Below are 12,717 nucleotides of genomic sequence, written 5' to 3' on the forward strand. Positions count from 1 at the left end.
AACACCCCAACCCGCCGTCCTCTTCCTTCGCAGTGCGACAGGGAAGGACGGCGGGTTTTGCATTATTCCTGCGACGATTCCACGGTCATGTCGTGCACGTACACGATCGATGACGCGTCGGCGGGAACCGGGTCGCGGTTGTAGCGGTACACGCGAACGACGTTGCGGATCCCGGGCTGGTGTTGATACCCCTCGATCTCCTCGTACAGCGGCTGCCACTCGCCCGGCTCGCCACTCTTGAGGCCGGCATCGTCGTAGGACAGCTCGCGCACCTGCAGGCATTGCATGTCATTGATGAGCGGATGACTGCACGGCTGGCGCTGGGCGGCGACCTCCAGGAACATGCGCTCGCCCGGACCGCCATAGCGGGTGTCGGCGGTCGGTTCGCCCTGGAACGAGAGCCGTGAGCCGTCCGCCGCGGTCAGTTCCATGCGCGGCGGGTCGGAGTCTTCCGTGGCCAGGACGAGATCGTCCTGCAGCAGACTGCTGATTGCGGCGTCCTGGTCCATCAGCGGCTGCGCGCAGGCCATCTGGGTCTGGACCAGCTGCGAGACCTGCAGGCTGGCGCCTTCGTACTGGTACGAGCCGCCCATCTGATTGCAGCCGCCGGAAATGCCCACGCGTCCTTCGTCGAAATCCAGCTGCAGTGGCTGCCCGGGATCAGCGAACAGGGCGTCGATGCGATTGCCGGTCGCATCCACCGCGTCCGTCAGTCGCCAGTGCCAGGCGCCCAGATCAGCGGCGCCGGGAGCGGCGGAAGTTTCAGCGACCGGCTGCGGCGCCGGCGGTTGCCGGGGCTCGGCAGGAGGCTGCTGGGCGCTGCACGCAGCAAGGGCAAGCGGCAGTAGAAACAGGGACAGGCGTCGGGCCATTGCGGTTCTCCTGAAGGGGTCCAAGGGGCAAACGTAGCAGGGCGCCGCGTGGGGTTACCCGCAACGCGCGCGCTTCAGCTGCCGGCCGGCATGAACATCAGCAGCAGCCCACCGAGGATGATCCGGTAGACGGCAAACCCGGTGTAGCGGTGCGATCTGATGTAGCCAAGCAGCCACTTCACCACCAGGAAGCCGGTGACAGTAGCGGCGGCGAATGCCAGCCCCACCTCGTCCCAGGCCTCATCGCCCAGCCCGCCGTCCAGCCACAGCTCCAGGAAGGTGTAGCCGCTGGCGGCGAACATGGTCGGGATGCCCACCAGGAACACGAACTCGGTTGCCGAAGAGCGCCGGCTCAGCCCGGCCAGCATGGCCATGAAGATCGCTGCCGCCGAACGCGACGTGCCGGGAAACACGCCCGCCACCACCTGCGCCAGGCCCACCAGCACCACCACCGTCCAGGTCACGTCGGTGCGGTCGCCGCGACGCTCGGCCACCCGCTCGGCCACGATCATCCAGATCCCGCCGATCACCAGCGCCCAGGCGATCGGAGTCACCGTTTCCGGCAGCTCCCATCCGGCCAGCCGTACCGGCAGGCCGACCACCGCGGTAACCGCGAAAGCCGCCAGCAGCTTGAGCGTGTAGTCGCGGTTGGCGCGCTGGTCCAGGCCGCTGGCCAGCTCCCAGATCCGCTGCCGGAACACCAGGGTGATGGCCACGATCGCGCCGGCCTGGATCACGATGTTGAAGAAGTCCGAACGCGGGCCCAGCCAGTGCTGGGCGATCAGCAGATGCCCGGTACTGGAGACCGGCAGGAATTCGGTAAGGCCTTCGATGATGCCCAGCAGCAGGGCGGCAAACAGGTCGGACACGGCGGCGGGTATATTTTTTTGTTGGCCGGCAAGGATACGCGACGGTTGGCGGCGGTATCCTTTGCATACCCGTCCCCACAGGAACGCCAATGCCCATCGACACCGTTGAGAAGCTGATCCAGGACCACCGCATCGAATTCGTCGACCTCAGATTCACCGACATGCGCGGCGCCCAGCACCACATCACCTATCCCGCCTCGATCGTCGAGCCCGGGCTGTTCGAAGACGGGGTGATGTTCGACGGTTCTTCGGTCCCCGGCTGGAAGGGCATTGCCGAGTCGGACATGGTGTTGCTGCCCGATCCGGCGAGTGCCTTCGTCGATCCGTTCCCGGCCCATCCCACGCTGTCGCTGGTGTGCGACGTGCTGGATCCATCCACCATGCAGGCCTATCCGCGCGATCCGCGCGGCATTGCCCGGCGCGCCGAAGCGTTTCTGAAATCCTCGGGCATTGCCGACCAGGCGTTCTTTGGCCCGGAACCGGAATTTTTCGTGTTCGACTCGGTGCGCTTCGCGGTGGAGATGGGCCAGGCGTTCTTCCACGTGGATTCGGAAGAGGCGCACTGGAACTCCGGGCGTGAGTATCCGGGCGGCAACAGCGGGCTGCGGCCGGGGGTGAAGGGCGGGTATATGCCGCTGCCGCCGGTGGATTCGCTGCACGATCTGCGCGCGGAAATGTGCAAGACGCTGGAGCAAATCGGCATCCCGGTGGAAGTGCACCACCATGAGGTGGCCACTGCCGGCCAGTGCGAGATCGGCACCCGTTTCAACTCGCTGGTCAAGAAGGCCGACGAGCTGCTGGCGATGAAGTACGTGATCCGCAACGTCGCCTTCCGCCACGGCAAGACCGCCACTTTCATGCCCAAGCCGCTGGTGGGCGACAACGGCAGCGGCATGCATGTGCACCAGTCGCTGACCAAGGACGGGGCCAACCTGTTTGCCGGTGACGGCTATGGCGGCCTGAGCCAGACCGCGCTGTGGTACATCGGCGGTGTGTTCAAGCATGCGCGCGCGATCAACGCCTTCGCCAACGCATCGACCAACAGCTACAAGCGCCTGGTGCCCGGCTTCGAAGCGCCGGTGATGCTGGCCTATTCGGCCCGCAACCGCTCGGCCAGCTGCCGCATCCCGTACGTGTCCAACCCGAAGGCGCGGCGCGTGGAACTGCGCTTCCCCGACCCGATCCAGTCCGGTTACCTGACCTTTACCGCGCTGATGATGGCGGGCCTGGACGGCATCCGTAACCAGATCGACCCGGGTGGCCCGAGCGACAAGGACCTGTACGACCTGCCGCCCGAAGAAGAGAAGCTGATTCCCACCGTGTGCCACTCGCTCGACCAGGCGCTGGAAGCACTCGATGCCGACCGCGAGTTCCTCAAGGCCGGCGGGGTGATGAACGACGACTTCATCGACAGCTATATCGCGGTGAAGATGCAGGAGGTCACGAAGTTCCGCGCCGCCACCCATCCGCTGGAGTACCAGCTGTACTACGGCGCCTGAGCGCAAAGCAGGCGTGCACGGGTGCCGGCCCGGAGACGGATGCCGGCACCTGGCAAATGCTGTGTAATGGCGTGCCGGTCTACAAGGGCACGACATGCTTCGAATCATTGCAGTGCTGCTGTGCGCGCTGGCGCTTGCAGCGTGTACCCATTCGCCACCACGCAACCCGATGGCGCAGTGGGTGGCTTCGGAAAATCACGACGTTCGGCGGCCGACCCTGATCGTTGTCCACTTTACCCAGCAGGGTTCGGTGGAAGAGAGCCTGCACACCCTGCGTACGGCCAACAGCCATGGGCGGGTGAGTTCGCATTACCTGGTGGGCAAGGACGGCAGCCTGTATCAGCTGGTGGCCGATGAGCACCGGGCCTGGCACGCCGGTGCCGGCAGCTGGCGCGGCATGAGCGATGTGAACTCGTTCTCGCTCGGCATCGAGCTGGACAACAACGGCAGCGAGCCGTTCACCGAACCGCTGGTCGACACCCTGCTGGTGCTGCTTGAAGACCTGACCGACCGCTGGGGCATCGCGCGCGAGAACGTGATCGGCCATTCCGACCTGGCACCTGCGCGCAAGGTCGATCCGGGTCCACTGTTTCCGTGGAAGCGGCTGCATGACGCAGGCTTCGGCATCTGGCCCGATCCTGCCCTGATGGTCGATCCGCCGGAAGGCTTCGACCCGATGCAGGCGCTGCAGCTGATCGGCTATCCGGTCGATGCCCCGGAAGCCACCATCCGCGCGTTCCGCCACCGCTTCCGCGGCCTGCAGGGCATGGAGCTGGACGCCGAGGACCTGCGCATCCTGCATGCGCTGACCCAATCGCCAGCAGTCACCCGCTGAGGAAGCCGCCGGTGCCGGGGCCGGGCGGCAGTGCTTCCGCTCCGCGCACCGGCTGGGCGGACCTGTTTGCCGAAGGTCGGGCGCCGCGGCTGGTGGTGGTCTTCCTGGGAGTGTGGCTCAACGCCGCCGACACCCTGGTGACCGCCACGATCATGCCCAGCGTCGGCCGCGATCTCGGCGGACAGGCCTGGTACGGCTGGGCCACCGCGGGCTTCCTGCTTGGCGCCATCGTGGCCGGTGCCAGCGCCGGTCGCCTGTCGGAACTGCTGGGGCTGCGCCGGGCCACCCTGCTCGCCGGCCTCACCTTTGCCGCCGGCTGCCTGCTGGGCGCACTGGCGCCGGACATGGCGACCTTCCTGATTGGCCGGCTGGTGCAAGGGGTCGGTGCCGGCTGGGTCTCGGGGATGGCCATGGTGGCGATCGCGCTGCTGTTTCCGCAGCGCCATCTGGCCCGGATATTTGCCGCGGTGGCGGCGGTGTGGGGCGTGGCCACGCTGCTGGGTCCCCTGCTGGGAGGGCTGTTCGCCGAGGCGGGTCACTGGCGCGGCGTGTTCTGGCTGTTCACCGCCCAAGCGCTGCTGTTCTGCCTGGTGGCGCCCTGGCTGCTGGCGGGCACTGCGCCGCCGCGCCGTGGCGGCCGGGTGCCGATGCGGCAACTGGTGGCGCTGGCTGCGGGAGTGAGCCTGGTGGCGCTGGCGGACCTCCTGCGTGCCCAGTGGCTGACGGCGCTGGCGGTGGGCCTGGGCCTGGCCGTGCTGGTCGGCGTGCTGCGGCTGGATGCGCGCGCTCCGGTGCGCCTGCTGCCGCGGCTGGCGGGTGATCCGCGTACCGCCGTCGGCGCCGGCTACGCGGCAATGTTTGCGCTCATGGCAGCGGCCATGGGCTTCACGGTCTACGGGCCGGCGCTGCTGCAGGCGCTGCGTGGTCTGTCACCGCTCTGGGCCGGCTACGTGATCGCCGCCCAGGCCATGACCTGGACCCTGGCCGCGTTCTTCGTGGCCGGGGTCTCCAGCGAAGCCGGTGAGCGGCGCTGCATCCGCTCCGGTTCGCTGCTGATCGCGCTGGGCCTGATCCTGATGATGCTGACCCTGCGCAGCGCGTCGCTCACCGTGGTGGTGGGGTCGGCGGCGGTGATGGGCGTGGGCTTCGGGCTGTCGTCCAGCCTGATGAACCGGCGCATGCTCGGATTGCTGGCCGATGAGGAGCGCGCCATCGGCGCGTCGGCCTTCACCGCCGTGCGCCAGACCGGCGGCGCGGTCGGCGCGGCGATCGCCGGGGTGGCTGCCAATGCGGTTGGCTTCGGTACCGCGTCGGGCGTGGTGAGCGCCCAGGCGGCGGTCACCTGGGTGTTCGCCAGCGGCCTGCCTTTTGCTGCCCTGGGAGTCTGGGCAGGCTGGCGACTGACGCGGCCCTCTCCTCCTGCCGCGCCGCAGACTAGGCGGCGGATCCGTTCATGAAGTGCGGACCGGGGAAGCGGTATCGTCTGCCTCCGTTCCACTGCGAGTTCCGGCCATGCGTTTTCTGCTGACTGTCTCTGCCGTGGCCGCACTGTTGTCGGCCTGTTCTTCCACTCCTGATCCGCGCCCACTGCCCGTCGCCGTGCCCGAGCCGGTCGAGTTTGCCCAGGCAGGAACATTCGCCGCGGCAACCGCCAACCTCGCTTCCGCTTCGGGCAGCCTGGTCAGTGGACAGGTCCGGCTGCGTGCCGAGTCCGGCACGGTGCGGGTGACCGGAGAGGTGGGCGGGCTGGTCCCGCACGGGGCGCACGGGCTGCAGGTGCACGAAAAAGGCGACTGCAGCGCCGCCGATGCGAGCACTGCCGGCCCTTTCTTCGATCCGCTGGAAGGCTATGCCCAGCGTGGTGCGGTCACCGGTACCCCGGGCCGGATCTTTGCCGACGCCCGCGGTGTGGCCCAGGTTGACCTGTTGATTCCGGGTGCGGTGCTGGGCGGCGGCTCGGCCAACGACATCAATGGCCGGGCGCTGCTGGTGCTCGGCGCTACGCCTGGTGCATTCAGCGCGCGGGTGGCCTGTGGCGAGATCGTCGCCGGGCAGTGACGCGGCTGGCACGCCGTCAACAGGCCGCCAACCAACACGCTGCATGAATTCCTGCGTATGTATGCTGGCGGCACCTTGGCATCCCACTGGAGACAGCCCATGCGATCGATCCATCTGCTCTTTCTCGCCCCCGCGGTCCTGGCGCTTGCCGCCTGCGGACCTTCTTCCGATCCCGCCGGTGAAGCGACCCCGCCTGCGACGGCGCCCACCGGCATGGAGACCGGAGTGGCCGAGCCGGTCGATACCGCCGAACGCATGGCGATCGCCGTGCTCTCGCCGACCGAAGGCAACGACACCGGCGGCCAGCTGCAGTTCGCCGTGGTCGACGGCAACATCCACGTGACCGGCGAAGTGACCGGCCTGTCGGCAGGTGGCGAGCACGGCTTCCACGTGCACGAAACCGGCGATTGCAGCGCGCCTGATGCGACCAGCGCGGGCGGTCATTTCAATCCCGAAGACAGCGAGCACGGCCGTGCCGGCCAGGGCGAGCACCACGTGGGCGACAGCGACAACCTCATGGCCAACGGCGAAGGCGTGGCCCAGGTCGACCGCTGGCTGCACGGCGCCACGCTGGGCGATGGCGGTGCCGCCGACATCGTCGGTAAGGGCGTGATCGTGCACGCCGATGCCGATGACTACGTCACCCAGCCCACCGGCGGCGCCGGCGACCGGCTGGCCTGTGGCGTGATCGAAGCGCAGTAACGGCGCGAGCCACCAGGCGCGCGCGGGGAGCGACCGTCAGGCCAGCTCCTCGCGCGGGTCGCCGTCGCTGCGGCAGTGGGTGAAGGTGACCGGGATGGCATGGGCCTGGAGCAGGGCGGTGATCTGCCGCTGCCGGGCCTCGAAGTGCAGATAGCCGCGGGCCAGCCGCGCCTCGTCCTGCTCGTCGCCGCCATAGTGGCGGCGCCAGTGGTCGGGCGAGAACATCGCGATGCGTACTTCGCCGTCCACGTAGCGCAGCAGCGGCTCGGGCGGAATATCCAGCCAGGCATCCTTTTGCGGCGCCAGCAGCGCGGTTTCAAGGATCGGCCAGACCCGGGACAGGCCCGCATGGTCGTACTGCAGCGCGGTCATCGCGCACAGGTCGTGCAGGGTCAGGTAGCGGGCGTGCTCCACCTGCAGCCCGAACGCTTCCTGCGCCAGCAACGCGCTGCCGGCGTCGGCCATGCCGCGTTCCAGCAGCTGGTTTTCGAACGTTTCGCCGACCGTGTCGACAGCCTCTGCCGGACCGGTCAGGACGAAGGGCACCAGCCGCAGCGGGCCTTCGGCCATGGCCGGATTCGGAGTCAGGGTGCCGGGCAGCTTGCCCTCGTGGCTGCCAAAAGCGATCACCCGGCCCCCGGCGTCGCCGGGCGCGCGCGCCGACAGCTGGGCCAACTCTTCGTGCAGCGGCCAGCCCGGGCGCAGCAGTTCGGCCGGATCGTAGTGGGCGGCCACCATGCACAGGTCCAGGTCGCCCACATCGGTGGTGAAGGTGGCCAGGTCACGGGCGATCAGCGCGGCCAGCGCGCCGGCCTGGTCCTGGGCAAGCGACAGCGCGCCCGGCGCTTCGGCCGCCACGCGTTCCAGTGCCAGTGCGCCGCGTACGCAGCGGGTGGGGTTCAGCCCTGATTGGGTCATAGCGTTTGCCGTCAACCGGCCCGGCGTTAAGATGGCCAACATTATGCCCGTCAAGGCCGATGGGCTCTGCCGTGAGGTGCTCCCCGATGCAGCAAACCCGTCCCGTCGCCGTGCTGGGCGGCGTCCGTATCCCTTTCTGCCGCCGCAATACCGCCTACGCGGACGTAGGCAACCTTGGCATGTCGGTACGCACGCTCGGCGCGCTGGTTGAACGCTTCGGCCTGCACGGCCAGCAGCTGGGCGAGGTGGCGATGGGCGCGGTGATCAAGCACTCCAGCGACTGGAACCTGGGGCGCGAGGCGGCGCTGTCGTCGGGCCTGTCGCCGCTGACACCGGGCATCACCCTGCAGCGCGCCTGTGGCACCTCGCTGGACAGCATCATCACCGTGGCCAACAAGATCGCGATGGGGCAGATCGAAGCCGGTATCGGCGGTGGTTCGGATACTACTTCCGACGTGCCGATCGTGTACGGGCAGAAGCTGCGCCGGCGCCTGCTGGCCGCAGCGGCGGCCAAGGGCACCAAAGACAAACTGGCTGCCTTCAAGGGCTTCCGCCTGCGCGAGCTGAAGCCGGACTTTCCCGGCGTGGCCGAGCCGCGCACCGGCAAGTCGATGGGCGAGCACTGCGAGGACATGGCCAAGCAGTGGAACATCTCGCGCGATTCGCAGGACGAGCTGGCCGTGGCCTCGCACCGCAAGCTGGCAGCCGGATATGAGCGCGGTTTCTTTGATGACCTGGTGGTCAGCTTCCGCGGCGTGGCGCGTGACAACAACCTGCGTGCGGACACCTCGATCGACAAGCTGGCCACGCTCAAGCCGGCGTTTGACCGCGCTTCCGGGCGCGGCACGCTGACCGCCGCCAACTCCACCCCGCTCACCGACGGTGCCGCCGCCTGCCTGCTGGCCAGCGACGAATGGGCGCGCACGCATGGCCACGAGCCGCTGTGCTGGGTGCGCGACGCGCATGTGTCGGCGGTCGATTTCGTCCATGGGGAAGGCCTGCTGATGGCGCCCACCGTGGCCGTGGCCGAGATGCTGGCGCGCAACGGCCTGACCCTGCAGGACTTTGACATCTACGAAATCCACGAGGCTTTCGCCGCCCAGGTGCTGTGCACCCTGCGTGCGTGGGAAAGCGAGGATTACTGCCGCCGCCGCTTGGGCCTGGATGCGCCGCTGGGCCGGATCGATCCGGAAAAGATCAATCCGGTGGGCTCATCGCTCGCCGCAGGACATCCATTCGCCGCCACCGGCGCGCGGGTGGTGGCCACCGCGGCCAAGCAGCTGGCCGAGCGCGGCGGTGGCCGCGCGCTGATCTCCATCTGCACCGCCGGCGGCATGGGCGTGGTGGCGATCCTGGAGCGCTGACCTGGAGCGCTGAGCCACCGTTCGCCGCGGCCTCAGGGATGCAGCGGCGGCGGCAGCAGGGGATCGTCGATCGGGTCCAGTTCGGGAGCCGGATGGGCAGCGGGTATTAGCACGGTGTCACCGCGGCTGGCGCGCAGGGCGTTGGCGTAGGCCTGGCAGGCGCCGGTCTCGTCCCCGCGGGCAGCGCGGATGTGGCCAAGCTGCTCCCAACCACCGCCGCGCGGATCGCGCTCGATGGCGCGCAGCGCGTGGTCTTCGGCCCGGTCCCAGTCCCCTTGTTTGGCCCACAGCCTTGACAGTGCCAACGGCAGCCCGGCGCTCTCCGGGTGCCTGCTAAGCCAACGCTCGCAGGCGGCGGTGCGGTGCTCCAGGTCTCCCCCGGGCAGGGTGCTGTAGCGCTCGATGAGGGGTTCATCCCAGCCGGCTTCCAGGGCCCGTTCCAGGCTCCGGGTGGCGGCTTCGTCCCAACCCAGCGCGGCCGCGCGGTCGGCGTAGGCGAGGGCCACTTCCGGCGTGGTACGCAGCGGCTTGGGCAGGGTTTCCCAGCGGTCGGCGAGGGCATTGCTGTCGCCGGCTTCGCGCAGTGACGCCGCGGCCCACCGGACCTCGGATTCGGCCAGCGCAGCGTCGGGCAACGCCTGCTGCTGGCGCAGCGCGCCGAGCAGTTCGTAAGCCTGCGCGGCCTGGCCGGACACGGCCAGCGCCTCGGCCCGCAGTGCCAGTCCCCGTGGCGGCAGCGGCTGCGCTGCCGGAGCATCCAGGGCAACCAATGCATCGGTCGGACGGCGATCGGCGAGGGCCAGCTCGGCCGCGGCAATGGCGCGCGACGCCGGGTGGCGTTCGCCAAAGCCGTCCAGCTCGCTGCGGGCCCGCGCCGCGTCGCCGCGCTCATGGGCGGCATGGGCCACGGCCACCCGGGCCGCCGCTTCGGCATGGGGCTCGTCGCGCGCACGGGCGAGGAGTTTGTCCGCCTGCACATAGCGGCCCTGGTGCAGCGCTTCCAGGCCATCGCCCAGGCTGGCCCGTGCGCGCTGGTCGCGGCGCTCATGCCAGGTGCGGAAAGGCAGGCTCAACAGCCACCAGGCCAGCCACAGCACCAGCACCACGGCCAGGCCAATGGCGATCGCGTTGACCAGGGTGGTGCGGTAGTCGTAGCCGCCGTAGCGCACCAGCACCTGGCCGTGGTCGCCGCCGAGCATCATCCAGGCCAGGGCCGCGCCAATCACCGCCAGTACGAGCCACAGCATCAGGTTGCGAAACAGGGTCATCGGGCAGTCTCCGGTGTGATTGCTGCCACGTTAGCGCCACGCTTGTTGCCTTGGTGTGCAGCGGATGCAGCCGCAGCGAGCAGCGACGCAGGCCGCGCGTCGGCGCCCTGCACCACCTTCTCGAACCCGAGGCCCAGCGCCAGCTCCACCAGTCGCGCGCTGGCTGCTGTCACCAGCGCCCCGCGCAGCCGCTCGATAATGTCCGCGGGCAACGAGTCGACCAGCATCTCCAGCGCCAGTCCGCTGCTGAGGGCCAGTACCAACGGGGTGCCCGTGGAAAGCGCGCGCAGCCGGGTGAGTGCCTGCGGCGCCGGAGCCACCGGGACCCGATCGTAAACATCCGCGCGCAGCACCCGCGCGCCCCGCGCCTGCAGTGATTCGGTCAGGAAGCTTCGCCCTTCCGGCGCGGTGACCAGGCCGATGTCCAGGCCGGCCACGTTTGTCAGGGTGGGCAATCCAAGCAGTCCTTCGCTGTCCATGCGCTGCGGGTACAGCGGTTCCACCACGCCTGCCCGGCGCAGCGCGGCGGCGGTGGTGGCGCCCACGGCCACGCGCAGCTGGCCGGATCGCGGCACCAGGGGGACCATGCCGGCAGCGGCATGTACGGCCGCCGGACTGGTGAAGATGGCGATCGTCGCGCCCAGGGCCTGGCGCAGCGCCGGCAGCGCCTCCTCGCCGCGCGGAACCAGCCGCCATGGCGACAGGGCAAGCGTGCTGGCGCCGTGGACGGCCGCAGCCCTGCGCATGCCGGCGTGTTCACCCACGGGCCGCAGCGAGATGACGTAGCATCCGCGCAGTGCGGAGGCCGGGCGGTCTGAGGGAGTCATGCATGCCAGCTTGGCCGCCGTCCGCGGCGCCCGCAAGTCCTGTTGTTGATCACCATGGAGACCGTTTTGCTGATGACGTCCGCGGCCGGATTGGAAGGCCTGCTTGCCCATTACCGCGCCATGGCGCCGGTGACCGCCATGGGTATTGAGATAAACCACTATGACGGGGCCAGCCTGCGCCTGTCCGCGCCGCTGGCGCGTCATGTGAATGACAAGGGCTGCGCGTTTGGCGGCAGCCTGACCTCGCTGATGACCCTGGCCGGGTGGGGCCTGGTGACCCTGCAGGCGGAAGCGGCGGGCAGGGAGTCGGACGTGTTCGTGGCCAGCACCCAGGTGGATTACGTGGCACCCCTGTACGCGGACCTGCGGGCGGAAGCCCGGCTGGAGCCGGGGGCGGACTGGGTGCGATTTGGCGACAGGCTGCGCGAGCGCGGGCGGACCAGCATCCACCTGCAGGTAGAGATTGCGCTGCCCGAAGGCGGCGTCGCCACCCGTGGGCGGGCACGTTACGTGGCCATTGCCAGGGACTAGGATGTGCGCTGTGCAGAGGAATGACGAACCGATGTCAAAGCTGATCAAATCGGGCCTGGTCCTGCTGCTGGCCGCGCTGACGCTGTCGGCCTGCGCTGGTGGCAAGAAGATGAGCGAGCTGGAGCAGATGCAGTACGTCTATTCGGCCGCCATCCGCTGGGGCGACTTCGAAGGCGCATGGAACCTGGTGGATCCCGACTACCGGGAGGCCAATCCCATGAGCGAACTTGAGTTCAAGCGCTTCGAACAGATCCGCATCTCCACCTACCGTGAGCTGGCCTCGCGCAGCTTTCCCGACGGCACTGCCGCGCGGGAGATCGAGATCGGGGTGACCAACCGTCACAACATGGCCGAGCGCACCCTGCGCTACACCGAGCAGTGGCGCTACGACGACACTGCCGGGCAGTGGTGGATCAGCGGCGGCCTGCCGGACCTGTGGCCTGGTGAATGAGCTGGCGGCTTTGCGCCCCGCGCCGCGCTGGGCGACAATCCCCAACCGCAGAACCTCCCCGGAACACCCGTGAATCCTGAAGAATTGCTGGCATTCGCCGGCCGCAACCAGCTGCTGGTCCTGGCCCTCGTGGGCCTGACTGTGGCGCTCATCTACACCGAGATTGCGCGGCTGTTCCGCGGCTTCAAGGTCCTGCGTCCAGGCGAGCTGGCGCCGCTGGTGAACCAGGAGAATGCCCTGGTGGTCGACCTGCGCCCGATCGCGGATTTCGACAAGGGCCACATCGCCGGCTCAAAAAACGTGGTGATGAGCCAGTTCGATCCCGGGAACAAACAGCTGGCCGCGGCCAAAAAGCTCCCCGTGGTGCTGGTGTGCAAGACCGGCCAGACCGCCGGCGGTGCCGCCTCCAGGCTGAAAAAGGCCGGCTTCGAGCGCATCTACGTTCTCGATGGCGGCATCACCGGCTGGCAGCAGGCGGACCTGCCGCTGGCGCGCGGACGTCGCTGAACGGCGCTGCCTGTGC

General features: G+C 68.9%; 14 protein-coding genes. 9 read left to right on the forward strand and 5 right to left on the reverse strand.

Annotated elements, in window-relative coordinates; all coding sequences use genetic code 11:
• Positions 1 to 62: 62 nt before the first annotated feature.
• The gene (locus ACW7G2_RS07605) at positions 63 to 872 is read right to left on the reverse strand and encodes a DUF4377 domain-containing protein (RefSeq protein ID WP_456974361.1); all 810 of its coding nucleotides are present in this window, start codon (positions 870 to 872) and stop codon (positions 63 to 65) included.
• A 74-nt stretch (positions 873 to 946) separates the two neighbouring features.
• A complete protein-coding gene (locus tag ACW7G2_RS07610) occupies positions 947 to 1,741 on the reverse strand; it encodes an undecaprenyl-diphosphate phosphatase (protein ID WP_456974363.1) in 795 nt (264 codons plus the stop codon).
• An 89-nt stretch (positions 1,742 to 1,830) separates the two neighbouring features.
• Here ACW7G2_RS07610 and glnA point away from each other — a divergent pair, with 89 nt between their 5' ends.
• From glnA to ACW7G2_RS07635, 5 genes are all read left to right on the forward strand, one after another.
• Positions 1,831 to 3,240 (forward strand): type I glutamate--ammonia ligase, encoded by a 1,410-nt coding sequence (gene glnA, locus ACW7G2_RS07615; RefSeq protein WP_456974365.1) that lies wholly within the window; start codon positions 1,831 to 1,833, stop codon positions 3,238 to 3,240.
• Between the two features lie 94 nt (positions 3,241 to 3,334).
• Positions 3,335 to 4,075: an N-acetylmuramoyl-L-alanine amidase gene (locus ACW7G2_RS07620; protein WP_456974367.1), complete on the forward strand. Its 741-nt coding sequence runs from the start codon at positions 3,335 to 3,337 to the stop codon at positions 4,073 to 4,075.
• 11 nt (positions 4,076 to 4,086) lie between these two features.
• Entirely contained in the window at positions 4,087 to 5,532 is a 1,446-nt protein-coding gene (locus ACW7G2_RS07625; protein ID WP_456974369.1) for an MFS transporter, read from the forward strand.
• A gap of 55 nt (positions 5,533 to 5,587) precedes the next feature.
• Positions 5,588 to 6,133 carry a superoxide dismutase family protein gene (locus ACW7G2_RS07630; protein WP_456974371.1) on the forward strand — a complete coding sequence of 182 codons (546 nt, stop codon included), beginning with the start codon at positions 5,588 to 5,590 and terminating at the stop codon, positions 6,131 to 6,133.
• Between the two features lie 99 nt (positions 6,134 to 6,232).
• Positions 6,233 to 6,835, forward strand: a complete 603-nt coding sequence (locus tag ACW7G2_RS07635; RefSeq protein WP_456974373.1) for a superoxide dismutase family protein — start codon at positions 6,233 to 6,235, stop codon at positions 6,833 to 6,835.
• A gap of 36 nt (positions 6,836 to 6,871) precedes the next feature.
• Here the strand turns inward: ACW7G2_RS07635 and ACW7G2_RS07640 are convergent, their stop codons facing one another.
• Complete coding sequence (locus ACW7G2_RS07640) at positions 6,872 to 7,753, reverse strand: hypothetical protein (RefSeq protein ID WP_456974375.1); 882 nt, start codon at positions 7,751 to 7,753, stop codon at positions 6,872 to 6,874.
• A gap of 86 nt (positions 7,754 to 7,839) precedes the next feature.
• Here ACW7G2_RS07640 and ACW7G2_RS07645 point away from each other — a divergent pair, with 86 nt between their 5' ends.
• Positions 7,840 to 9,117, forward strand: a complete 1,278-nt coding sequence (locus ACW7G2_RS07645; RefSeq protein WP_456974377.1) for an acetyl-CoA C-acetyltransferase — start codon at positions 7,840 to 7,842, stop codon at positions 9,115 to 9,117.
• Positions 9,118 to 9,149: 32 nt separating this feature from the next.
• Here the strand turns inward: ACW7G2_RS07645 and ACW7G2_RS07650 are convergent, their stop codons facing one another.
• A complete protein-coding gene (locus tag ACW7G2_RS07650; RefSeq protein WP_456974379.1) occupies positions 9,150 to 10,385 on the reverse strand; it encodes a heme biosynthesis HemY N-terminal domain-containing protein in 1,236 nt (411 codons plus the stop codon).
• Positions 10,382 to 11,212 carry a uroporphyrinogen-III synthase gene (locus tag ACW7G2_RS07655; RefSeq protein ID WP_456974381.1) on the reverse strand — a complete coding sequence of 277 codons (831 nt, stop codon included), beginning with the start codon at positions 11,210 to 11,212 and terminating at the stop codon, positions 10,382 to 10,384. Before ACW7G2_RS07655 ends, ACW7G2_RS07650 begins: the two co-directional genes overlap by 4 nt.
• 72 nt (positions 11,213 to 11,284) lie before the next feature.
• On the opposite strand from ACW7G2_RS07655, the gene ACW7G2_RS07660 reads away from it, so the two are divergent.
• The 3 genes from ACW7G2_RS07660 to ACW7G2_RS07670 all read left to right on the forward strand — a co-directional run bounded on the left by ACW7G2_RS07660 (position 11,285) and on the right by ACW7G2_RS07670 (position 12,701).
• Positions 11,285 to 11,743: a YiiD C-terminal domain-containing protein gene (locus ACW7G2_RS07660; protein WP_456974383.1), complete on the forward strand. Its 459-nt coding sequence runs from the start codon at positions 11,285 to 11,287 to the stop codon at positions 11,741 to 11,743.
• 31 nt (positions 11,744 to 11,774) lie between these two features.
• Positions 11,775 to 12,194 carry a hypothetical protein gene (locus ACW7G2_RS07665; protein WP_456974385.1) on the forward strand — a complete coding sequence of 140 codons (420 nt, stop codon included), beginning with the start codon at positions 11,775 to 11,777 and terminating at the stop codon, positions 12,192 to 12,194.
• 69 nt (positions 12,195 to 12,263) lie between these two features.
• A complete protein-coding gene (locus ACW7G2_RS07670; RefSeq protein WP_456974387.1) occupies positions 12,264 to 12,701 on the forward strand; it encodes a rhodanese-like domain-containing protein in 438 nt (145 codons plus the stop codon).
• Positions 12,702 to 12,717 lie beyond the last annotated feature (16 nt).

This window comes from Luteimonas sp. A277, from assembly GCF_054052045.1.